This is a genomic window from Caballeronia sp. BR00000012568055 (genome assembly GCF_029439455.1).
In the GTDB taxonomy this organism is placed as follows: Bacteria; Pseudomonadota; Gammaproteobacteria; order Burkholderiales; family Burkholderiaceae; genus Caballeronia.
In genome coordinates, this window is sequence record NZ_JAQFVG010000321.1 from 12,458 (window position 1) to 34,078 (window position 21,621).

A 21,621-nucleotide genomic window follows, 5' to 3' on the forward strand; every position below is an offset into this window, starting at 1 on the left:
ACTAAGCGGCCTTCGCGCATCGACACGATCAGAACGGCGAGTTCGGGAAGTAGAACTGCTTGGCGTTGTCCTTGGTGATCAGCACCGACGGAATGATCGTCGTCGCGGGCAGCTTCTCGCCCTTCAAGCGCGCCTCGGCCGTGAGTTTGATCGCGTCGTAGATGAACTTGGGCGAATACGATACATCGGCGGGCGTGCGCTTGTCGCCATCGATAATGCGCTTGACCGCATCCTTCGATCCCGCGCCGCCAAACACGATCTTCACGTCCGTCCGCTTGGCCTGATCGATCGCCTTCAGCACGCCGACCATCATGTCGTCGTCGGCGGCCCAGACGGCATCGATATGTTTGAAGCGCGTGAGATAGTCCTGCATCACCTTGAAGGCATCGTCGCGATTCCAGTTGGCGTATTTGGCATCGAGAATCTTCATGTCCGGATGCTGTTTGATCACGCCTTCGAACGCGGTCCAGCGCTCGTTATCGAGCGTGGTCGGAATGCCGCGCAGCGCGACGATATCGCCTTTGCCGTCGAGCGCTTTCGCCAGATATTCGGCGGGAATCTTGCCGAACGCGGTGTTGTCGCCTGCTACATAGGCATCCTGAGCACTGGTATCCGTGAGACCGCGATCCACGACGGTGACATACACGCCCTTCTTCTTCACCTGCGCCACCGGCTGCGTCAGCGATGCCGATTCCTGCGGGAAAATCACCAGCGCATTGATCTTGTTGACCGTCACCAGATCCTGCAATTGATTCGCTTGTTCCGGCGCGCTGCCCGCTGTTTTCACGATCACTTTCAGATCGGGATGCGCCTTCTCCAGTTCTTTCTTCGCTTCGTTGGCCCACCAGACGATGCCGCCCGTAAAGCCGTGATCCGCAGTCGGAATGGCGACGCCGAGTATCACTTTGTCGGCGGCGAAAGCGGGTGATGTCATGGCGAGCGCGCAGGCAGCAAGCGTGATTGCGCGAATGATTTTCTTCATGGCGATGTCTCCTGTCTTATGAAATGTCTTTGACTAACGACGGCCTCGCTGCAGGAACGCTACGACGACGATCACGGCGCCCTGCACCGCCGCGTTCAGATACACACTGATGATGCTCGTCAGATTCAGAATGTTATTGATGACCGAAAGCAGAATCGCGCCGATCACGGTGCCGATCACGCGTCCTTCGCCACCCTTAAGCGCTGTGCCGCCAACAACTACGGCAGCAATTGCTTCGAGCTCCCAAAGAATTCCGGTCGTGGGCGTCGCGGAGCCTAAGCGCGGCACGTACAACACAGTCGCCACGGCCACGCACAGCCCAAGCAAAACATAAGTCGCAATCTTCACGCGATCCACACGAATCGCGGCATAACGCGCCACTTGCTCGTTCGATCCGATCGCCTGCACGTGTCGGCCGAACACGGTGCGATTGAGCACCAGCGCGCCGCCCGCCGCGACGATCGCGAAGATCCAGATTGGCACGGGTATGCCGAAAAGACTCGCGTAATAAACCGGTCCGTATAGATCGACGAGGGAGTTGTCGAGCGTGAGCGCGCCGCCATCGGCGAGCCATGTCAGCAGCGCGCGATAAATACCGAGCGTTCCCAGCGTCACGATAAACGGTTCGATACGCCCCTTCGTCACCAACACGCCATGCGCAAAACCGAACAGCGCGCCGAGCACCAGCGCCAGCACGATGCCCAATGCGATAATCGCAAGCGGCGGCACCACATGGCCTTTGAAGCCTTGCAAGAGCCCATTCATCATCCAGATCATGCTGCCCGCGATCAACGCCGCCATCGACCCGACCGACAAGTCGATACCGCCCGAGATAATCACGAACGTCATCCCCACCGCGATGATGCCGATAAACGACGTACGCGTAAGCACGTTCATCGCGTTATCGAACGTGGCGAAGTCGCCGTTGAGCAGCGTGCCGCCGATGCACAGCGCGATCAGCCCGATCAACGGTCCGACGCCCAGCAAAAACCGCGCGAACACGGTCAGTCGGCTTTCCTGCGCGGTGTCTTCAGTGTGTGCCGGTCGCATGCGCGATCAACCTCTCTTCGGTCAAAAGTTCCATGCCGAGCGTGGCAACAAGTTCGCCCGCGCGCATCACCGCAACGCGATGACACAAGCCGATCAGTTCGATCAGCTCGGACGAAATCACGATCACCGCGCGGCCTTCCGCCGCCAGCCGATGGATCAGAAAATAGATATCGCGTTTCGCGCCGACATCGACGCCGCGCGTGGGTTCATCGAGCACGATCACGCGCGGACCGGGATGCAGAAACTTGGCAAGCGCCAGCTTCTGCTGATTGCCGCCCGACAGCATGCGCGCACGGCTCGATGCATTGCCCGTGCGAATGCCGAAATCGTTCACGGCTTGTTTGAGCGCTTCGCGTTCCGCGCGAATGTCGAGCAGCGGATGCGCGTAGCGTTCCGGCGTCATCATCGTGAGATTGTCTTTGAGCGACATATCCACGTGCAGGCCGCGTCCCTTGCGGTCTTCGCTCAAATACGTGAGACCGTGATGCATGGCATCGCGCGGTGATCTGAGCTTCACCGTTTCACCTTCGATCACGATGCGTCCCGCGCTCATCGCGCGCAATCCCGCGAGTCCTTCGAACAGCTCGGTGCGGCCCGCGCCCACCAATCCTGCGAAGCCGAACACTTCGCCTTTACGCACCGCGAAGCTCACGCCTTCGGCCCAGCCGGGAACGGAGGCCTGTTCGACTTTGAACGCGACAGGCGCATCGTCGGCGAGGGCGGGTTTGTCGGGGAACATGTCGGAGACTTCGCGACCGACCATCAGATTCGCCATCTGCTGACGCGTGAGTTCATCGGTCGGCGCGCGCGCGACGAAACGGCCATCGCGCATCACGATGACTTCATCGGTAATGCGCTCGACTTCATCGAGTTTGTGCGAGATATAAACGATGGTCACGCCGTCTTTCTTCAAACGCGCCATCAACGCAAACAAGCGCTGCGTTTCGGATGGCGTGAGCGTCGCCGTGGGTTCATCCATGATGAGCAGACGCGCATCGCGCAACATGGCTTTCGCGATTTCCACAAGCTGCTTCTCCGCGACGATCAGATCGCGCACGCGCACATCCGGGTTCTGATACAAACCGACTTCGTTCAAGCGAATGCGCGCGGCTTCGCGCATCGCGGGTTCATCGAGAAAAAAGCCTTTGCGCAGTTCATGACCGAGAAACATGTTCTGCGTAATGCTCAAATGATCCGCGAGATTCAGTTCCTGATGAATCAGCACGATGCCCGCTTCTTCGGCCTCGCGCGAATTGCGAAAATCGCGCTCACGTTCGTCGATGTAAAGCGTGCCCGCGTTCGCGCGTTCATAACCGCCGAGTATCTTCATCAAGGTCGATTTGCCCGCGCCGTTTTCGCCGAGCAAACCATAGATGCGGCCCGGCGCGAGATCGAAGCTCACGCCGTGCAGCACGCGCACCAGCCCGAACTGTTTTTCGATGGCGTCGAAGCGAACCGAAAGGCTCATCGTCTATGCGCTCCTTCGTTCGATCAGGCGATGCGGCATCACGACACCAGGCACGTCGGCGCGCGGATCGCGCAGGCGCTTGAGCAGCAATTCGGCTGCGGTCTCGCCAAGCGTCTGCATCGGCTGCGCGACGGTGGTCAAAGGCGGATCGACATGCGCGGCCACAGCGATATCGTCGAAACCGACTACGGCGACGTCTTCCGGCACGCGCAGCCCCGCGCCGCGCACGCCGTTCATTACGCCGATCGCCAGGGTATCCGAGACGGCGAAGATCGCGGTCGGGCGTGCATCGTTCAACGCCATGAGTTGCGCGGCGGCTTGCGCGCCGGCATCGTAATCGAGGCTGTCGAGTTCGATCTGCCACGCGGGATTGGCGTGAATGCCGGCATCGCGCAAGGCATCGCGATAACCCGCCAGCCGCTGACGTCCGTATAAGTAACCATGCCCCGAGTTGATCAGCGCGATTCGCGTATGTCCCTTGTCGATCAGATATCGCACGACATCGCCCGCTGCAAGATGATTGTCGATACCGACGTACGGCACGGGCGCGTCCGGATCGAATTCGCAGCACGCGACCCACGGCAGGCGCGATGCTTCTTCGGCTAACGCCTGCTGCACGGCGGCGGGATCGAGACAGATGGCACCATCGGCGCGACGGCCGCGCAGGAGATCGAAATAACTTCGTTCGCGCAAAGGGTCCGCGCCGGTATCGCACAACAGCATGAAGTAGCCGTTCTGACGCGCCACGCTGTCGATACCGCGCACGATCGCCGCGTAGAACGGATTGCCGAAATCGGGCACCATAGTGAGCAGCAGACGGCTTTCGGCGGTGCGCAGATTGCGCGCAAGTTCGTTGATGCGATAGCCGCTTGCCGCGACGGCCGCGAGCACTTTCTCGCGCGTAGGCTGACGGACGTTCGTATGCCCGTTGAGCACACGTGATACCGTAGCCACGGACACACCCGCGCGCTCGGCGACGTCGGCAATCGATACTTCTTCGCGCATACGAACGGTATCGGACATGCTTCGCGCCATCGAAGGCGTTCGGGATGTAATGGATTACATTATTTGGTGCAGAGCGCGATCTAGGCAACCGGAATCGGCTAGGGAAAAACGCTTAAGAGCAATTTTCACATCGCTCATGTCGATTACATGGCAAGTTGCTCGTCGTACGTTCAGAGCGGCCCAATTCCATCACTCTCGCTCGACAACAACCGGAGCCAATGACATGAAATTCATGATGCTGATGATCCCGCGCGGTTACGAATCCGCCGAACCCGGCACGATGCCCAGCGCCGACGCCGTCGCCAATATGATGAAGTACAACGAAGACTTGCAGAAAGCGGGCGTGCTGCTGGCGCTCGACGGTCTGCATCCGCCGTCGATGGGCGCGCGCGTGACCTTCGAAGGCGGCAAGCCACGCGTCACCGATGGCCCGTTCGCCGAAGCCAAGGAAGTGCTCGGCGGTTACTGGATCATTCAGGTGAAGTCGCGCGAGGAAGCCATCGAATGGGCCAAGCGTTGTCCGGCGCAAGGCAACGAGATGATCGAAGTCCGGCAGGTGATGGAGTTCGACGATTTCCCGCCGGACGTGAAAGAAGCCGCGGCGGGATTCGACGAAATGCAAAACGCGCAGAAGAACGTTAAACCGTAACGCCTGCGATATAAGCCGGCTTGTCCGTCGACAGCGATTGCTTGATGGCGCGGCCGGTGTCGTCGATCAGCACTTCTTCGTGATCGCGCGCCACCGCGTCCAGCACCAGGCGCACGACGTCTTCGGGCGTGGATTTCGGCGCATCGATTTTCGCGGTCATGTCGGTATCGATCAGACCGGGGTGCGCGGCGACCACCAGCGTGCCCTGCTCGCGCAGTTCGATGCGCAGCGCATTGGTCGCCGCCCACGCCGCCGCCTTCGAGATGTGATACGCGCCGCCATTCGGCAGCGACGCCCAGCTCAGCACCGACAGCACGTTTACCAGCGCGCCGCCGCCATTGCGCTTGAGCGCGGGCGCGAAGGCCTGCGTGACGCCGAGCACGCCGAACAGGTTGATCTCCATGACATCGCGCACGTCTTGCGTCGAAGCGGGATCGGTGAGCGGGCTGCGTGTCGATACACCCGCGTTGTTGATGACCACCTGCACGTCGCCATAAGCAGCGGCCGCTTCGGCGATATCCTTCGCGTTGGTCACGTCGAGGCGAATGGCCTGCGCACCGGGAATATCGACGCTCTTCGGATCGCGCGCCGCCGCATACACCTTCGATGCGCCCGCCTCCAGCAGCGACTTCACGAACTGTTTGCCGAGACCGCGATTTGCGCCGGTGACGAGTACCACTTTTCCTTTGATCTGCATGACAAGCCTTTTGTGCATATGCACTTTACGTTGCGATAAAAAGGCCCGCGTAGAACAAGCGGGCCTCGTCGTGTTTCGACTCACTCCATCGCGGTCAGTTCGAACAGCGATTCACGCAGCGCCTTCGCGCGTTTCGCGCCGAACTTCTGCTCGAATTCCGCCTGCGCCGCGCGCCATGCCGCGCCCGCCTGCGCCAGCGTTTCCTTGCCCGTCGCGGTGTTGTACAAGCCGACGGCGCGCGACGAAGCCGAATCCTGCGCGGTTTCGACCAGACCGTCACGCTGCAATGGCTTGAGCGCGCGGACCAGCGTGGTGCGGTCCATCACCATGGCATCGGCGAGTTCGAGCATTTGCACGCCGGGTTTGCGCGCGATGGCGGCCATGATGGTGAACTGCGCCGACGTCAGCCCGACGCCGTTCAAATGCCGCTCGTAAAGCTGCGACACATAACGCGCGGCCTGCCGGATGGCGAAGCAGTTGCAGTCCTGAGGAGATGAGTGCGAAGTCATGTTCGGAAGACTACTTTGTGCATATGCACTTTGTCAAGCCAAGTGTTTTCCATTAGGCCGATAGCCTTGTCTCGAATCGTCGTTTCATTTATCTGATCAGAACGCACGAAGCCGCTTCAGGCTTGCGCTCGGGCGTGATCGCGTCTGTGCCGAAATCCGCATCGCGCGCGCGACTAAACCACAAGACGCGGCGAATTTTGGTTGACTACATTGCGCTTATCCGCCGAGGACAGCTCGCCGTCGTGCGCGGAAGTCGTATTTCATCCGACGAGTCCGCCGGATCGTCAAATCTAAAAAGGAGAGCACACCATGCGTTTCCGTATGACTTCTCTTTCGTGGCTCGTCGCGTGCGCCACGGGGGCGCTCGCCGTCGCGCCGATAGCCGCATCGGCGGCGGATCTGGTCGCCAAGATCGGCTTTGCCGCGCCGCTGACGGGCGCGAACGCGGGCTACGGCAAGGACTTGCAGAACGGCGTGCAACTCGCACTCGACGAAGCCAACGCCAAGAAGATCAAGATCAACGGTCAGGTCACCAAGTTCGAGATTCAGGCCGAAGACGATCAGGCCGATCCGCGCATCGGCGTGCAGGCCGCGCAGAAACTCGTCGATGACGGCGTGGCGGTGGTGGTCGGCCACTTCAACTCCGGCACCACGCTGCCTGCATCGCCCGTGTACAACAACGCCGGCATCCCGATGATCGATCCGGCCGCGACCAATCCGACCATCACCACGCGCGGTCTGGAAAACGTCTTCACCGTCATTTCGAGCGATGCGCAGAACGCAGGCAACGCCGGCATCTATGCAGTGACGACGACCAAGGCCAAGCGCATTGCGCTGATCGACGACCGGACCGCGTTCGGTCAGGGCGAAGCGGACGAGTTCGAAAAAGCGGTGAAAGCGAAAGGCGGCAACATCGTCGCGCGCGAATTCAGCGATAACCAGACCGTCGATTTTTCTTCGCAGCTCACGCGCATCAAAGCCGCGAACGCCGACCTGATCTTCTTCGGCGGACTCGACCGGCAGGCCGCCGCCGTCGTCAAGCGGATGAAGCAACTCGGCATCAACGCGCAGTTCGTGGGCGGCGGCGGCGTGATGGACGCCGACTTCCTCAAGCTCGCCGGCGACGCCGCCGAAGGCGCGCAAGCGTGGGAATACGGCAGTCCGCTCGACAAGCTCCCGCAAGGCAAGGCGTTCAGCGACAAGTTCCAGAAGCGCTTCGGCGTGGCGATTCTTTCGTACGCGCCGTTCGGCTACGACGCCGCGTGGGCCGCCATCAACGCCATGCAGAAAGCCAACTCGATCGACCCGAAGGTGTATCGGCCGGCGTTGAAGAGCATTTCGTTCGAAGGCATTACCGGGCCGATCGCGTTCGACAGCAACGGGGCGCTGAAGAACGCGTCATCGACGCTGTATCAGGTGAAGAACGGCCAGTGGGAATCGGTCGAGACGAAACACGGCATGTAAGTCAGTTGGCCGGGCCCTGCACGACGTTGTGGATGAAACCCTTGAGGCGCTCGTTGCATTCGATGAGCGCCGCAAGATGCACCTCGTGCAGTTGCCGGTCGTGTTCGTTGATGACCGCAGTCAGACGCGCCAGGCTGACATCGGAAAGCGTCCACTCGCCGGTCTCGCCGCCACGCTCGAGCATGGCCAGCACGTCTTCTTCGGTCGTGCAGATCAACGCGTGTTCGAGCCGCCCGTAACCGACCTGCGTCAGCATATTCGTCAACAGCACGGCTTGCGCGAGATGCTGCGCTTCCATCTGCGTGGCGTGAGCGTTGCGGAACGCCTCGATGGCGATCCGGTATTGCAGCACGATCGACTCGGCCTGACGCCGGGGCATCGGCAGCCAATAGACTTTCGCGGTGCGATTGCATGCGGGTCTGGCGGCGGCTTTCTTTCTTGCGTTCGGCATGTTCGGCTCACTGTTCAGCGGTTCATAAACAAAAGATCAGGCCCAGCATAGAAACGAAGCAGAGCAAAGCATTCAGATAAAAGAACCAGTCCGATGCGAACAGTGACTCCTCCGGCGGCGCACGCATGTCGTGCGGATCGTCGGCGGCGCTGTTGCGCCAGGCATCGATATAACCGGCCAGCGCGCAGCACAGCAACGCGATCGCCGCGAATATCAGCACGCCCAGCAGAAACCAGGAGATCAACTCGATCGGGACCGTCACCATCAACGTGGTCATGGACATCGAGTTCCGTTCTTCAATGAAAATTCAGAAGCGTGTTGCATCGGCTGGCCACTCATTTCGAATGACGAGTCATGCTAACAATGTCAATCCTTCAGGGCGCTATCGCGCGGAAAACAAAGTTATAGGGGTGTTTCCGAGTGTTTGCTAAAACAGGAACAGCGCGCCGAATTCAGATATCGCGCATGCGCAAAATGTAGCCCAAGCCGCGCAACGTCATGATCTGCGCAGTCGATTCCGCCAGCCGTTTGCGCAGCCTGTGAATGTAGATATCGATCGCGTCGCCGCTGGGTACATCGTCGAGGCTGAAGATGCTTTCCACCAGCATGGCTTTCGAAACGGTCTTGCCTTGCCGCAGCATCAGCGCTTCGAGAATCGCGTGCTCGCGGCGGCGCAGGAGAAACGGCTCGTCCTTATAGCGGAACTCGCGCGTGTCGAAGGTGTAGTGCAGGTCGCCGCACACCGCGGCTACGCCCTTCTGCGCGTATTGCCTGCGCACCAGCGCCTTGATGCGCGCCACCAGTTCGCGTGCATCGAAGGGCTTGACCACGTAATCGTCAGCGCCCGCGGCGAAACAATCCACCTTCTCGTCGATGGAACCGTGCGCGGTGAGCATCAGCACCGGCACGGAATCGCCACGCCGCCTAAGCCGCGTGAGCAGTTCCTTGCCGCTCATCGCGGGCAGACGCATATCGAGCAGCGCGACATCGTAGCTTTGATTGCCGAGGATGGACTCGGCGCGCTCGGCGTCCGGCACGTGATCGACCACGAACGATTCCGCCCGCAGCAGATTCACGATCCAGTGCGCCAGTTCGGCATTGTCCTCAACCAGCAGCAGTTTCATCGCGATACTCTCGTTCGGCCCAGGCGGGCAATTTCACGGTGACGGTCAGTCCGCGTCCGTCGCTTCCCGACCCGAGCACGACGCTGCCGCCATGCCGCTGCGCGATCTTCCTCACGATCGACAAACCCAGTCCCGAGCCTTCCACCAAAGTCGCGCCGCGTCGGAAGCGTTCGAACACGTGCGCCAGCAATTCGGCGGCGATGCCCGGCCCGTTGTCGATCACTCTGAGCACGACCCACGCATCCTCGCGATTCACCGAAGCCGTCACGCGCCCGCCGCGCTGCGTATAGCGAATGGCGTTATCGACGAGATTGGCGATGAGCGCGGCGAAGATCGGCGCGTCGCCGGTCACGTACATGTGGTCATCGCATTCCGCGCCGAGATCGATATCGCGCGCCTGCGCGGCAACCACCAGTTCGCTCAGCACCGATGCAACCACCGCCGCCAGATCGGTCTGGGTATCGCTGCGTTGTGGCGCGGATTCGGCCTGCGCCAGCAGCAGCAGTTGATGCGTCATGGTCTTCATCTTGCCGGTGCTGCGGCGCGCGCCGTTCAGCGCATCGGCGCACGCGGCGCCTTCGCAGATGCGGACCGCGTACTGAATCTGCGTGTCGAGCAAGGCAAGCGGCGTACACAGTTGATGCGCGGCATCTGCAACGAACTGACGCTGCGTTTCGCTATGCAGCTTCAACTGCGCGATACATTGATTGATCGCATCGACGATAGGCTGCAACTCGCGCGGCAAACCAACGGCGTGCATGGGTTCGAGCTGCATCGGCTCACGGCCGGCGACATCGTTCTTCAACTGCATCAGCGGCTTGAGTTCGACGGCAAGCCCGAGCGGCACGAGCGCGGCGACCAGAAACAGCATCAGACATTCGCAGAGCAACAGCGGACGCCACATACGGTCGAGCATGGCCTGACGCGAGCCTTGCGTTTTGCCGACGACAACAGTGACCGTATCGGACTTGCCGTCGTTGAAGAGCTGACGCGAATAGACGACCGCGCGAATCGGCATGCCGTCGAAATGGCAATCGAAAAAGAAAGGGCGTCCTTTGCCTTCCGGCGGCACGGCGAGATCGTTGGATCCCGCGAGCAGGCGGCCGTCCTGCGCGATCACCTTGTAGAACACGCGATCCTGCGAAGGCGATTCGAAAATTTCCAGCGCCGCTGGCTGCACCGCGACCGCGAGCCGGCCATCGATCCATTGCACGTCTTCGATAATCGTGCGCGCCGAAGATAAAAGTGTGCCGTCCTGAAGATAATCCGCGGTGTGGCGCGCGGCGTCGTAGGCCGTGAGCGCGGTCGCGATCACGAACGGCGCGAGCGGCACCATCAGCCATAACAGCAGCCGCGAGCGCAGACTCAGCGTCATGCGCCGCGCCAGGTGTTGCCAGATAAGCCATGCGCGCGCACCAGTGCCGCGCCCGTCCCCGTCCCCGTCATGTCGGTGCATGTGAATTCGCTAAGTATCGTTATAAGCGGCGAAGGATCCGGATCATGTCCGGGATCTTCGTCGGGAATCGGAAGCGTCCGTGTATCGGTTCACTTCAGCGCGGATTCTAGTGGCCAGAACCCTTCCCGCCGCTTACCTGAATTCTTATTTTTGATACGGGATTTCCATGAGTCGGCGCGCTGACTTAGCATGAAATTACTTTGCAGTGCGGAGTTTGGCTTAGGGGTTTGCTCAGGCGTCTGCTCAGGCGTCTGTTGTATCGGCGTAAGCCGAGAGATTGATGCGGGTAATCGCGGCTTCATCATCGAGCCATTGCGCGAACTGCCGCAAGGCCGGCGACGGCGCGGGACGCTCGGGATAAACCAGATAGTAAGCCGCGCCGCTCGGCACGCTCAGCGCAAACGGCGCGATGACCCGCTTCGCGCGCAAATCCTCTTCGATCAAGGCGACATCGCCGATCGTCACGCCCAGACCTTGCATGGCGGAGGAGATGGCGAGATCGAGCGTATCGAAATGCTGCGCTTTCGCCGATGGCAAACCGGGATAGCCATACGCATCGAGCCAGCGCAGCCAGTCGCGGCGATCGCGTGTGGGATGCAGCAGCGTCTTGCCAGCGAGATCGGCGGGCGTGGGCATCGCGTTCTTGCGTGGCTTCCAGAGCGAGGGCGCGCACACGGGCGTGAGCACTTCATCGAACAGATGATGCACGCTCGCGCCTTTGAGCGACGGCGGCGCGCCGAAGACGATGGCGGCATCGAACGGTTCGGTTTTGAACTCGACGCCATGCGCCACCGATGCCGTCACTTCCACCACCAGTTCCGGCCGCTCGTTTTGCAGGCGGATCACACGCGGCAGCACCCAGCGCATGGCACAGGTCGGACACTTGACGCGCAGCGTGCCGGACTGCGCGCCGCCCTTCGCCAGCGCTTCGTCGATCTGCGCGAAGGCCTGCTGCAAGGGCGCGACCAGCAACGCGCCTTGCTGCGTGAGCGCCAGACCGCGCGCCTGCCGCACGAACAGCGCATAGCCGAGTTGCGCCTCGAGACCGGAAATTTGACGGCTCACCGCGCCTTGCGTCACATTGAGCGATTCGGCGGCGCGCGTGAAATTGAGCTTTCGGGCGACCACCAGAAAGGTTTTGAGGACATCGAGCGAAGGAAGCGGTTTCATCGTAAAGAGAGGCGTAGCCATGATCTGCAAGCATGGCTAGTATGACAAAGTTTCGATTGTCCGGGCATTATTGGAGCGGTTGAATCGTCGAAAGTACTCCGGAGACATTTGCCGTGCGAAGCGCCTGCATTCCCGAATCGAAGCTGCCGAAGGTCGGCACGACCATTTTCACCGTGATCGGCCAGTTGGCCGAGGAACACCACGCCCTCAATCTCTCGCAAGGCGCGCCCAATTTCGCCTGCGATCCCCGACTCGTCGATGCCGTCGATCGAGCCATGCGGGCAGGACATAACCAGTATTCGCCGATGTCCGGCGTGCTCGCGCTGCGCGAGGCGATCGCCGTGAAGACGCAGAAGCTATACGGCTCGCAGTACGATCCGGGCACCGAAGTGACCGTCGTGGCGAGCGCCAGCGAAGGGCTGTACGCGAGCATCAGCGCGCTGGTGCATCCGGGCGACGAGGTGATCTACTTCGAGCCGTCGTTCGACAGTTACGCGCCAATCGTCGAGCTTCAGGGCGCGCGGCCCGTGGCGATCAAGCTGAATCCGCAAACGTTTGGCATCGACTGGGACGAGGTGGCGGCGGCGATTACGCCGAAGACGCGCATGATCCTCGTGAATACGCCGCACAATCCGACCGGCAGCGCGTTCACGGCGGCGGATATCGAGCGTCTGACCGCGTTGACGCGCGATACGAAGATCATCGTGCTGTCGGACGAGGTGTACGAACACGTGGTATTCGACGGCGCGCTGCATCACGGCATGGCGCGGTATCCGCAATTGGCGGAGCGCAGCGTGATCGTGTCGTCGTTCGGCAAGTCGTATCACGTGACGGGATGGCGCGTGGGTTACTGTCTCGCGCCCGCCGAGCTGACGGCGGAAATCCGCAAGGTCCATCAGTTCATGACCTTTTCCGCCGATACCCCCATGCAAATGGCTTTCGCCGAAGCGCTCGCGGATGAATCGAGCTATTTGAATCTGGGCGGGTTTTATCAGCACAAACGCGATTTGCTGGCGGGTGCGCTCGAAGGCTCGCGCTTCGAACTGCTGCCAAGCGCGGGCAGTTTTTTCATGCTGGCGCGCTACGACGCCATTTCCAACGACAGCGACAGCGACTTCGTGCTGCGCCTGATCCGCGAAGCGCGCGTGGCGACCATTCCGCTGTCGGCGTTCTATACCGATAGCACCGACAATCGGCTGATCCGTCTTTCCTTCGCGAAGGACGACGATACGCTTATCGAAGGCGCGCGCCGCCTTTGCTCGATCTGAACTCCGGAGACCTTCACTATGAAATTGAATCGCCTGACTGCTGCTGTGATTATCGCGTGTTCGTTTGCCAGTGGCGCCGCGTTCGCTGCCGATACGCTGCGTTACGGTATCGAGGCGCAGTATCCGCCGTTCGAATCGAAATCATCGACGGGGGAATTGCAGGGCTTGGATATCGATGTCGGCCGTGCGGTGTGTGCGGCGGCGAAGATGGAATGCAAGTGGGTCGAAACCTCGTTCGATGGCTTGATCCCCGCGCTGCAAGGCCGCAAATTCGACGCGATCAATTCCGCGATGAACGCCACCGAGCAGCGCCGCCAGGCAATCGATTTCACCACCGTGGTGTATCGCGTGCCGACGCAGTTGATCGCGAAGACCGGCAGCGGATTGGAACCGACGGCGGCATCGCTTAAGGGTAAAAGCGTGGGCGTGCTGCAAGGCTCGATTCAGGAGACTTTCGCCAAGGCGCATTGGGAGAACGAAGGCGTGAAGGTCGTGCCGTATCAGGATCAGAATCAGGTGTATGCGGATCTGAAGTCCGGCCGCCTCGATTCGACGCTGGTGCTCGCGCCGGCGGGTCAGAGCGGATTCTTGTCGAAGCCGGATGGCGCGGGATTCGCGTTTGTCGGCGCGCCGGTGCGGGACGACAAGATTCTGGGCAGCGGGATCGCGTACGGCATTCGCAAGGGCGACGATGCGCTGAAGGCGAAGCTCAACGCGGCGATCGCCAAGGTCAAGGCGGATGGGACGATCGATAAGTACGCGAAGAAGTATTTGGGGGATATTGATATTTCGGCGAAGTGAAAGTGGGCGGCTTTCGATAACTCGAAGTGGCTGCCGTCCTGCAGCTTTTTTTAAGCACAGGCACACTGGCGGCTTCCCTCGTTTTTCCAAAGCCGCATGAGCACACCCCAGCCGCCCAACGCCGCACCCGCGCCACCGCCGCCCCTGCAAGGCGGTCAACTCGTGCTCGCCACGTTCGCCGTGGCGCTCGCGACCTTCATGAACGTGCTGGATTCGTCGATCGCCAATGTCGCGATTCCGACCATCTCCGGCAATCTCGGCGTCTCGGTCAACGAAGGCACGTGGGTGATCACGGTGTTCGCGGCATCGAACGCGGTGTCGATTCCACTGACCGGCTGGCTCACGCAGCGACTCGGCCAGATTCATCTGTTCGTCGGCGCGATTCTGATGTTCGTGCTGTCCTCATGGCTGTGCGGCCTCGCGCCGAATCTGCCGGTGCTGCTGATCGCGCGCGTACTGCAAGGCGCGGTCGCCGGTCCGCTGATCCCGCTCTCGCAGGCCATTCTGCTCGGCTCGTATCCGAAGGAGAAAGCGTCGATGGCGCTCTCGCTCTGGGCGATGACCGCGACCGTCGGCCCGATCGCCGGTCCCGCGCTCGGCGGCTGGATCACCGATAGTTACTCGTGGTCGTGGATCTTCTACATCAACATTCCGGTCGGCCTGTTCGCGGCGGGCGTGACGTGGATCATCTACCGCAATCGCGAATCGCCGACGCGCCGCGCGCCGATCGATATCGTCGGGCTGATCCTGCTGGTGTCATGGGTCGCGTCGCTGCAAATCATGCTCGACAAGGGACGCGATCTCGACTGGTTCTCGTCGCCGGTGATCGTCGTGCTGGCGATCGTCGCGGTGATCGCGTTTGCGTTTTTCGTCGTGTGGGAGTTGACGGAGGCGAACCCGGTAGTCGATTTGCGGCTGTTCGCGGGCCGCAATTTTTTCGGCGGCACGGTGGCGATTTCGGTTGCGTACGGCGTGTTCTTCGGCAACCTCGTGCTCTTGCCGCAGTGGATGCAGCAATACCTCAATTACCGTTCCGTCGATGCCGGTCTCGTCACCGCGCCGCTCGGCATTTTCGCGGTGATGCTCGCGCCGGTGATGGGCAAAGTCCTGCCGCGCAGCGACGCCCGCGTGATCGCGACGATGGCGTTTATCGGCTTCGCGTTCGTGTTCTGGCTGCGCTCGAAATACGTGATCGAAATCGACACCTTCCATCTCGTGTTGCCGACGCTCCTGCAAGGCATTCCGATGGCGATGTTCTTCGTGCCGCTCACGGCCATCGTGCTGTCGGGTCTGCCGCCATCGAAGATTCCGGCGGCGGCGGGCTTGTCGAATTTCGCGCGGGTGTTTTGCGGCGCAGTGGGCACGTCGCTGGCGGGCAATGCATGGGATGATCGGATCGCGCTGCATCACGAGCGGCTGACGGAGCAGGCGAATATCTACAATCCGACGTTCATGCAGTCGCTCGGCTTATCTCAATCCACACTCGATGTCAGCGCGCAGCAGGCGCGCGGCATGTTCAATTTCACCGTCAACTCGCAAGCCGCAATGATGGGCCTGAACGATATCTTTCTGATCTCGGCAGTGATCTTTATTTTGATCATTCCGCTGATCTGGATTACGAAGGTGGCGAAGGGGGGCGGTGGTGGAGCGGCGTCGGGGGCGCATTGAATCCAGCGGCAACGCGCCCCGCGAGTCACTCCGGAAGGAAGTTCGAATCGAGCGCTTGCGCCATCGTCCACGGACAGACTTCCGGGAAATCCGAAAAGCTGATGTGCGTTTCATGTGAAGCAGCTTCGCGCGCATCGCCCCACATATCGGCAATCCAATCGTCGTCATTGAGCATAGGCTTGAGACTGGGTGTTTTTCTCAGCCGTCGCTCAATGGCGGCGCGTTGCGTGCGAATCGTATTCGACCAACTGTTCGACCGATGAAGCGCCTGAAATTTCCACTTCAATAAATGCGCGAGCAACACGGACATTCTGCTCGCAAATTCACGCTGTTCACTCTTGCCCACGTCCTCGATTTCCTCTGCGATATGCTCGATATCGATGGACGCAAGCTTCCCTGCACGCAGCAGCGCGGCCTGTTCTATGGCCCACGCGACGACGTCCTTGTCATAAGGTGTTCCCATCGGCTGATTCCCGTCTTCCTTTGAGTTGTCGGTATCGCCCATGCTAATTTGCATTCCTTCGTTCATATAGATCGTCCAAACGGCCTAGTCGCGGCCTACTTCAACCCCATCTCCACCCGCGTCGTCGCGCCTTTATCCTTGATGCCGTCCGCATTCAGTTTCGGCGCAACCGTATAAATCCGCTTGCTGTCGATTTTGCCATCGAAGTACTCCTGCACGGCCTGCGCGCGCCGTTGCGCCAGATCGCGCAGCGTGCCTTCATCCACCGGCGCGTTCTTCGTCAGCGCATCTTTCATATCCGCATCCGGCACACTCTTCGTCATGCCGATGAAATTCGTCGGCTTCTTGAAGTCCGCGGACTTATACACTTTGGTCAGGTACTTGTCGTAATCGGCATCCGAAATCTTGATGGCCGACCAATCGACATTTTCGCCGTTGTCCGACATATCGCGCACCTTCAGGCGCTTGACCTGATTGTCCACCCACGCGGTACGCAAAGCCGGCTCGTCCACCTTCGGATCGACGCGTCCCATCAGATCGACGCGAATCGATTGTTTGTCCGCCAGCGCCTTCGCGATCGTTTCCAGCTTCTTCTGCGCGGCATCGTTGAGCGTGGCCGAGCCTGCATCGAATTCGATGTAATTGAGATCCTCGCCGCTGCCGCCGCCAAACGCGTGCGCGAGCAGCGTGAACGGCGCGGTCACCGCCTTCTGCAACAGGTTGAGAATGGCCTGCCACACCAATCCGCCGATCGAAAACTGCGGATTGTCCAGCGAGCCGGAAATCGGAATATTGACGTCGATTTCGCCGCGCGAATTCTTCAAAAGCGAGATCGCCAACCTCACGGGCAACTTGGTCGCCGTGGTGTTATCGACGTGATCGCCGAAGGTCAACTGATCGATAAATAGATGGTTGTTCGCGCTCAGTTTGTTGTCGGCCAGCGCGTAGTGCAGATCGACGTTGAGCTTGCCCTTGGTGATCGGATAGCCCGCATATTTGGACGAATACGGCGTGAGATTGGTCAGTTCGATATCGTGCGCGGTCGCGGTCAGATCGAGCGCGGGTTTGTCGATCAACGGGTTCACCTGCCCTTTGATCGCCACCGGCCCGTTCGCCGCCAGTTTCGCCGATACATCCACTGGCGCGGGCGTGGTCGAATGCGTGCCGAACGCGCCGATGGTCCCGTTGATCGCCACCAGATTCGCCGTGTAATTCGGCTTGATGAAGTTATCGGTATAGGTCACGCGGCCGTTCTGCAACACGAGCTGGCCGAAGCGCATATTCAAAGGCGGACCGGATTTCGCTTCCGTCTTCACCACGGGAGGCGTCGGCGTTTCGGGCGCTTTCTGCTTGGCGACGGGCTGCGCCGCGCCCCTTTCCCCCGCCACCACGCTCGTCAGATTCAGCTTGCCCTGCGCATCCAGCAGCACGCGGCCGTAGAAATTGGCGAACGTGACGCGCGCGGCATCGACGTCGGTGCCGCGATCGCTGTAGCTCGCCTTCATGTTCGTGAGGCCGAGCAGCTTCCAGCCCGCGAAACGATCGTTGGACGCTTTGTCGATCATGCGCACGTCCGTGAGCGATACGTCGCCCTTGTACGTCGCGGCGAGCGTCTTGCCGCTGCCGGACAACGTGGCATCGCCGTTGGCGTTCAGGTTCGCGCTGGCCACATCGACATTGAGCTTGTCGCCGAAATACGGCTCGAACGCGGAGGCATCGAGTTGATCGCTTTTGACGTGCAGCGCGAGCTTGAGCGGATTGACCGTCACGTTGCCGTTCACGCCGAGCGCGCCCTTGCCGTTCAGCGTCAGCTTGCCATCGACGTCGAGCGGCTTGCCAAGGTCGTCGCTGAACTGCTTTACGGTGACGGACAACGGCGCGACGCGCAGCTTCATCGGGCGCGGCGTGGTTTCATCGGTGAAGTTCGCGGACGCATCGTTCAGCGCGATGGAATTGATCTTGTAGCGCCAAGCCGGCCCCGCTGCCTGCGCCTTCTGCACCTGACGCGTGGCGCTCTGCTCCGGCGCGGCGTCGTGCGGTCCGGCGAGCGCGGCCAGGTCGATGCTGCCATCTTTGCGGCGGGTGGCATCGAGTGAAAGTTTGGACAGCTCCACGCTGTCGAGCGATGCCGTGCGCGCCGCAACATCCACCTTGTCGATCTTTGCGACCGCCGAGTCGAGTTTGATCGGCGCGGCCGCGTTCGATTCGAGCGTCAACGCGTCGAGCTTCACGTCGCCTGCGCCGACTTGCACGGCGGCGTCGGGCTTGGACCAATCGACGGAAATCGGCAGATTCGCGCCGAGCGTGCCGCTGGTCACGCGCGCGGCCATCGCGTTGGCGATATACGGTTGCAGCGGCGCAAGCGCGAGCGCGTTGACGGCGAGTTTGGCATCGGCGGTTTTGGCGGCGAGCGTCACGTTGCCGGAGGCATCGAGCGCGCCGCCGTGGTCGAGCGCGGTCTTCAGCGTGTAGCGCGCGGGCGTTTTGGCGAGCGTCGAAAAGCCGTCGAGCGTCACGGCAATACCGCTGAGCGCGAGTTGCACGTGCTGCTTCATCAACTGGTCGTCGAAGGCGATCTTGCCGCCGTCGATGCCCACGTGCCTGATCGCCAGATCGAGCGGCGGCGTTTCTTTCGCTTCTTTCGCTGGAGCCGTCGATGATGCAGGCACAAGCTTCTGCACGTTCAACACACCCGAAGCATCGCGCGACAGCCGCACGTCGGGTTGCGAAAGCGTGATGTCATCGATCCGATACAGATCGCGCAAAGGTTCCGCCTGCGCGATCTTCACGTGCAGCTTGTTCGCGGCGATCAGCGGCGCGTTCGCCTTATCCGTCACGCTGAGGTCAGCCAGATCAGCGGTTCCGTCGATACGAATCGTCGGTGTATCGCCCGCAATCGAAAAGTTGACGTTGAGATCGGTCGAGAGCTTGCCGCTTTTCACCGCGACCGGCACCGATGCCGGCGCGTACGACGCCATCTGCGGCACGTCGAGGTCATCGAGCGAAATCGCGACTTCGGATTCGCGCGACTGCGAGAACGGCTTGCTGCGGCCTTTCACCAGCAACGGTGAACCGTCGATGCGCGCCTGCAACAGCGGCGTCACGAAGATATCCGTCGCGGACGGCAACGTAGCGATAAACGGAATCCCGAGCGCGAAGCGATCGACGACATGCTTCGCTTTCAGCAGGCGATCATCGAACGTAACGCTGCCGTTTTCCACCCGAATATTCGATACCGAGAACTTCAGCGGCTTGGTCGATGGCTCAGGTGACGGCTTGGAAAACTTCTCGATCAGATCGGTGAAATTGAAATGCGAGGCGTCGTAACGCACGACGTTGATACGCGGCGAATCGATCTTCAGCTCGTTGACGACCGGCGCAAGTTTGAACAGCGACGACCACGACGTACGCACCACCAGCCGCGATACATCGGCAAAGTCAGGCGAACTGCCCGGCGCTTTCGCGACATTTGCAAGCGACTCGCCGATATGCACGCCATCGGCTTCGAAATCGAGCGTATAGGGATTGAGCGAGATGCGCCGGATGCTCACCGGCCGGTCGAGCTGCTTGCCGAGCTGCTGTTCGGCGACGTGCCGTATGACCGGCGGCGCGACGAAAAAGCCCAGCAATCCGATCACCAGAAACGCAATGATCAGCCCGATAAAGATGCGCCGCGTGCGACGCGCGTGCACCACGCCGCGCAGTGTCTGCCCGGCATTGGCGAGTGAATTCGTGACGCTTGACATTCGATGCGCGCGGCAACGGTTCGCGGGCCGTGCGCCGCGTCACGTCGCTGTCTCAGGGAAGGTGATGGTCGGAGTATAGAACGCGGCGCGCGGCAAACGTTCGCCAAAAACGCATCGGCGCGCGCAATTCTTCCGATTGCGCGCGCCGATACCGCGATGTCGATTGGATTACTGCCGCGTGACAGCAGGTGGCGCCCAGTTGCCATCGCTGGCTTCGGGCTTCGGCGCGTAGAGGCGCATCGTCAGTTGAAAATCGCCGTCGGGCGCGGGCAGCCAGTTCGCGGCGTGCGCGCGCCCCGGCGAATCCGCCGACACGATCACATCGATGGAACCGTCGCGGTTTTTCTTGAGGCGATCGCGGTCGGTGAGCGCGAGACGCGCGCGTTTGTTATCGACCAATGCGCCGTCTTTCGAATAAGCCGTGAGCGTCCAGAAACCGCGTACCGGCGGCAACTGATTCGGCGCGAAATGCAGCACGTAGCTGTTCGCGCCGTTGAGCGCGTGGCCGTCGCTGTCCACGCGCGCGATCGGCTTGACTTCGCCTTCCTTGGTCGTCGTCGCCTGCTGACGGCGCGCAAGGTAGGCGCGCAGCGTGTAGTCGGTGCCGTAGACGCCGACGCCATCGCCGAACCAGGTCCAGCCGTTCTTGGTCAGCGCGTTGGCCGGGACGGTGGCGAGACGTTCGCGGGCATCGGACAGGCCGGAGGTCAGCAAGGGCGTATCGCTCTTTTTGAACTGGACCGGCTCGCCCGGTTTCACGCCGAGATCGGCCAGGCGATTCATCGCGGGCGTGTCGTCGGTGGCGGGCGGGTTGTCGTCGAGTGCGCGGGCGAGGCGCGCGAAGAACGCGTTCGCATCCAGCGATTCAGCCTGAAATCCCGGCGATGCCGTCTGCGGCGCGGCCGGCAGCGGCGGCACCGCAGGCGTCTGCGCGCCGCCCGCGCCCCACGCGCCCGCGACGGCGGGTGTCGGATCGGAAGCGGAATCTTTCGCGGGCGTCAGCGGTTCGATGCGCATCGCCGTCTGCAATTTGCGCGCATCGCGGATATCGCGCGGGCCGTTCACGCGCACGCGCACCGAGAGCCACACGTAGCGCGTGCGCGTGATGACGCGCGTCGCGTTCGAGGGCAGCGTGCCGGTCCAGCCAGCGGGCACGAAGGCGATCAGTTGTGCTTTCGGGTAGGGCGTGGTGTCGGCGCTGGAATAGAGCGCGTTGGTCCAGGCGTCGAAAGCGCGGGCATCGAGATAGCGTCCGCGCGGCGCGGCGGGCAGCGAGACCAGCACGGGATCGGCGGAGACGTCGAGCCAGGCGGTGGAATCGAGTGTATCGACGCTCGGCCAGCCGGATGCGCCGACTGGCGGCAAGGCGCTTGCATGACGGAACGTGTTGAGCGGTGCGCGGCCCGGTTGTCCCGCGCCGCCGCTGGCGCGTTCGCGCGCGATATCGCTGGCGACGAGCGGGAAGCCGAACGTATAGGCATCCGCGACCTGATCTTTCACCCAGCCGCTGCCCGCTTTCACTTCCTCGGGCGGTTTGTTCGCCGCACATCCCGCCAGCACGGCCGCACCGAGCAGGCAAAAAGCGAGGCAAAAAGCGGCATGGAGAGGAAACGTCCAGCGTCGTTTGTTGTTCATTCGAGTCGGAATCCG

General features: G+C 61.4%; 19 protein-coding genes. 5 read left to right on the forward strand and 14 right to left on the reverse strand.

The window, feature by feature from the left end:
- Positions 1-28: 28 nt before the first annotated feature.
- Genes P7F28_RS26455 through P7F28_RS26470 form a run of 4 tightly spaced genes read right to left on the reverse strand, consistent with a single transcriptional unit; the run spans position 29 to position 4,523 of the window.
- Complete coding sequence (locus P7F28_RS26455; protein WP_277187751.1) at positions 29-982, reverse strand: substrate-binding domain-containing protein; 954 nt, start codon at positions 980-982, stop codon at positions 29-31.
- A 33-nt stretch (positions 983-1,015) separates the two neighbouring features.
- Positions 1,016-2,032 carry an ABC transporter permease gene (locus P7F28_RS26460; RefSeq protein WP_277187753.1) on the reverse strand — a complete coding sequence of 339 codons (1,017 nt, stop codon included), beginning with the start codon at positions 2,030-2,032 and terminating at the stop codon, positions 1,016-1,018.
- Positions 2,013-3,500 carry a sugar ABC transporter ATP-binding protein gene (locus P7F28_RS26465; RefSeq protein ID WP_277187754.1) on the reverse strand — a complete coding sequence of 496 codons (1,488 nt, stop codon included), beginning with the start codon at positions 3,498-3,500 and terminating at the stop codon, positions 2,013-2,015. Before P7F28_RS26465 ends, P7F28_RS26460 begins: the two co-directional genes overlap by 20 nt.
- Positions 3,501-3,503: 3 nt before the next feature.
- Positions 3,504-4,523 (reverse strand): LacI family DNA-binding transcriptional regulator, encoded by a 1,020-nt coding sequence (locus tag P7F28_RS26470; protein ID WP_277187756.1) that lies wholly within the window; start codon positions 4,521-4,523, stop codon positions 3,504-3,506.
- A 205-nt stretch (positions 4,524-4,728) separates the two neighbouring features.
- Between P7F28_RS26470 and P7F28_RS26475 the strand changes: the two genes are divergently transcribed.
- The gene (locus tag P7F28_RS26475) at positions 4,729-5,154 is read left to right on the forward strand and encodes a YciI family protein (RefSeq protein WP_277187757.1); all 426 of its coding nucleotides are present in this window, start codon (positions 4,729-4,731) and stop codon (positions 5,152-5,154) included.
- Here the strand turns inward: P7F28_RS26475 and P7F28_RS26480 are convergent.
- Positions 5,144-5,851, reverse strand: a complete 708-nt coding sequence (locus P7F28_RS26480) for an SDR family oxidoreductase (RefSeq protein WP_277187758.1) — start codon at positions 5,849-5,851, stop codon at positions 5,144-5,146. The two genes, P7F28_RS26475 and P7F28_RS26480, sit on opposite strands and share 11 nt — an antisense overlap.
- A gap of 80 nt (positions 5,852-5,931) precedes the next feature.
- The gene (locus P7F28_RS26485; protein WP_277187760.1) at positions 5,932-6,360 is read right to left on the reverse strand and encodes a MarR family winged helix-turn-helix transcriptional regulator; all 429 of its coding nucleotides are present in this window, start codon (positions 6,358-6,360) and stop codon (positions 5,932-5,934) included.
- Positions 6,361-6,669: 309 nt separating this feature from the next.
- Between P7F28_RS26485 and P7F28_RS26490 the strand changes: the two genes are divergently transcribed.
- On the forward strand, positions 6,670-7,824 hold the full coding sequence (locus P7F28_RS26490; protein WP_277187761.1) for a branched-chain amino acid ABC transporter substrate-binding protein: 1,155 nt from the start codon (positions 6,670-6,672) through the stop codon (positions 7,822-7,824).
- A gap of 1 nt (position 7,825) precedes the next feature.
- Here the strand turns inward: P7F28_RS26490 and P7F28_RS26495 are convergent, their stop codons facing one another.
- The 5 genes from P7F28_RS26495 to P7F28_RS26515 all read right to left on the reverse strand — a co-directional run bounded on the left by P7F28_RS26495 (position 7,826) and on the right by P7F28_RS26515 (position 12,025).
- Entirely contained in the window at positions 7,826-8,275 is a 450-nt protein-coding gene (locus P7F28_RS26495) for a Fis family transcriptional regulator (RefSeq protein WP_277187762.1), read from the reverse strand.
- 22 nt (positions 8,276-8,297) lie between these two features.
- A complete protein-coding gene (locus tag P7F28_RS26500) occupies positions 8,298-8,558 on the reverse strand; it encodes a hypothetical protein (protein WP_277187763.1) in 261 nt (86 codons plus the stop codon).
- A 169-nt stretch (positions 8,559-8,727) separates the two neighbouring features.
- Positions 8,728-9,399 carry a response regulator gene (locus P7F28_RS26505; protein WP_277187765.1) on the reverse strand — a complete coding sequence of 224 codons (672 nt, stop codon included), beginning with the start codon at positions 9,397-9,399 and terminating at the stop codon, positions 8,728-8,730.
- Positions 9,380-10,774, reverse strand: a complete 1,395-nt coding sequence (locus tag P7F28_RS26510) for a sensor histidine kinase (RefSeq protein ID WP_277187766.1) — start codon at positions 10,772-10,774, stop codon at positions 9,380-9,382. Before P7F28_RS26510 ends, P7F28_RS26505 begins: the two co-directional genes overlap by 20 nt.
- Before the next feature lie 324 nt (positions 10,775-11,098).
- Positions 11,099-12,025 (reverse strand): LysR substrate-binding domain-containing protein, encoded by a 927-nt coding sequence (locus P7F28_RS26515; protein WP_306806024.1) that lies wholly within the window; start codon positions 12,023-12,025, stop codon positions 11,099-11,101.
- A gap of 113 nt (positions 12,026-12,138) precedes the next feature.
- Here P7F28_RS26515 and P7F28_RS26520 point away from each other — a divergent pair, with 113 nt between their 5' ends.
- The 3 genes from P7F28_RS26520 to P7F28_RS26530 all read left to right on the forward strand — a co-directional run bounded on the left by P7F28_RS26520 (position 12,139) and on the right by P7F28_RS26530 (position 15,762).
- The gene (locus tag P7F28_RS26520) at positions 12,139-13,293 is read left to right on the forward strand and encodes a methionine aminotransferase (protein ID WP_277187770.1); all 1,155 of its coding nucleotides are present in this window, start codon (positions 12,139-12,141) and stop codon (positions 13,291-13,293) included.
- A gap of 18 nt (positions 13,294-13,311) precedes the next feature.
- Positions 13,312-14,094 carry an ABC transporter substrate-binding protein gene (locus P7F28_RS26525; RefSeq protein ID WP_277187772.1) on the forward strand — a complete coding sequence of 261 codons (783 nt, stop codon included), beginning with the start codon at positions 13,312-13,314 and terminating at the stop codon, positions 14,092-14,094.
- A gap of 96 nt (positions 14,095-14,190) precedes the next feature.
- Positions 14,191-15,762: a DHA2 family efflux MFS transporter permease subunit gene (locus tag P7F28_RS26530; RefSeq protein WP_277187773.1), complete on the forward strand. Its 1,572-nt coding sequence runs from the start codon at positions 14,191-14,193 to the stop codon at positions 15,760-15,762.
- Between the two features lie 25 nt (positions 15,763-15,787).
- On the opposite strand, the gene P7F28_RS26535 is transcribed toward P7F28_RS26530, so the two are convergent.
- The 3 genes from P7F28_RS26535 to P7F28_RS26545 form a co-directional block, all read right to left on the reverse strand.
- Entirely contained in the window at positions 15,788-16,225 is a 438-nt protein-coding gene (locus tag P7F28_RS26535; RefSeq protein ID WP_277187791.1) for a DUF29 domain-containing protein, read from the reverse strand.
- Between the two features lie 95 nt (positions 16,226-16,320).
- Positions 16,321-19,971, reverse strand: coding sequence for a DUF748 domain-containing protein (locus P7F28_RS26540; RefSeq protein WP_277187775.1), 3,651 nt, complete (start codon positions 19,969-19,971; stop codon positions 16,321-16,323).
- A 168-nt stretch (positions 19,972-20,139) separates the two neighbouring features.
- Positions 20,140-21,606 (reverse strand): DUF1254 domain-containing protein, encoded by a 1,467-nt coding sequence (locus P7F28_RS26545; protein WP_277187777.1) that lies wholly within the window; start codon positions 21,604-21,606, stop codon positions 20,140-20,142.
- Between the last annotated feature and the right edge of the window lie 15 nt (positions 21,607-21,621).

Excerpts from the sequence above, each read along its gene's own strand:
- P7F28_RS26500 (WP_277187763.1), bottom strand. The coding sequence starts at position 8,558 with ATGTCCATGACCACGTTGATGGTGACGGTCCCGATCGAGTTGATCTCC.
- P7F28_RS26510 (WP_277187766.1), bottom strand. The coding sequence starts at position 10,774 with ATGACGCTGAGTCTGCGCTCGCGGCTGCTGTTATGGCTGATGGTGCCG.
- P7F28_RS26490 (WP_277187761.1), top strand. The coding sequence starts at position 6,670 with ATGCGTTTCCGTATGACTTCTCTTTCGTGGCTCGTCGCGTGCGCCACG.
- P7F28_RS26515 (WP_306806024.1), bottom strand. The coding sequence starts at position 12,025 with ATGAAACCGCTTCCTTCGCTCGATGTCCTCAAAACCTTTCTGGTGGTC.
- P7F28_RS26475 (WP_277187757.1), top strand. The coding sequence starts at position 4,729 with ATGAAATTCATGATGCTGATGATCCCGCGCGGTTACGAATCCGCCGAA.
- P7F28_RS26535 (WP_277187791.1), bottom strand. The coding sequence starts at position 16,225 with ATGGGAACACCTTATGACAAGGACGTCGTCGCGTGGGCCATAGAACAG.
- P7F28_RS26505 (WP_277187765.1), bottom strand. The coding sequence starts at position 9,399 with ATGAAACTGCTGCTGGTTGAGGACAATGCCGAACTGGCGCACTGGATC.
- P7F28_RS26540 (WP_277187775.1), bottom strand. The coding sequence starts at position 19,971 with ATGTCAAGCGTCACGAATTCACTCGCCAATGCCGGGCAGACACTGCGC.
- P7F28_RS26460 (WP_277187753.1), bottom strand. The coding sequence starts at position 2,032 with ATGCGACCGGCACACACTGAAGACACCGCGCAGGAAAGCCGACTGACC.
- P7F28_RS26480 (WP_277187758.1), bottom strand. The coding sequence starts at position 5,851 with ATGCAGATCAAAGGAAAAGTGGTACTCGTCACCGGCGCAAATCGCGGT.
- P7F28_RS26530 (WP_277187773.1), top strand. The coding sequence starts at position 14,191 with ATGAGCACACCCCAGCCGCCCAACGCCGCACCCGCGCCACCGCCGCCC.
- P7F28_RS26525 (WP_277187772.1), top strand. The coding sequence starts at position 13,312 with ATGAAATTGAATCGCCTGACTGCTGCTGTGATTATCGCGTGTTCGTTT.
- P7F28_RS26545 (WP_277187777.1), bottom strand. The coding sequence starts at position 21,606 with ATGAACAACAAACGACGCTGGACGTTTCCTCTCCATGCCGCTTTTTGC.
- P7F28_RS26455 (WP_277187751.1), bottom strand. The coding sequence starts at position 982 with ATGAAGAAAATCATTCGCGCAATCACGCTTGCTGCCTGCGCGCTCGCC.
- P7F28_RS26485 (WP_277187760.1), bottom strand. The coding sequence starts at position 6,360 with ATGACTTCGCACTCATCTCCTCAGGACTGCAACTGCTTCGCCATCCGG.
- P7F28_RS26470 (WP_277187756.1), bottom strand. The coding sequence starts at position 4,523 with ATGTCCGATACCGTTCGTATGCGCGAAGAAGTATCGATTGCCGACGTC.
- P7F28_RS26465 (WP_277187754.1), bottom strand. The coding sequence starts at position 3,500 with ATGAGCCTTTCGGTTCGCTTCGACGCCATCGAAAAACAGTTCGGGCTG.
- P7F28_RS26495 (WP_277187762.1), bottom strand. The coding sequence starts at position 8,275 with ATGCCGAACGCAAGAAAGAAAGCCGCCGCCAGACCCGCATGCAATCGC.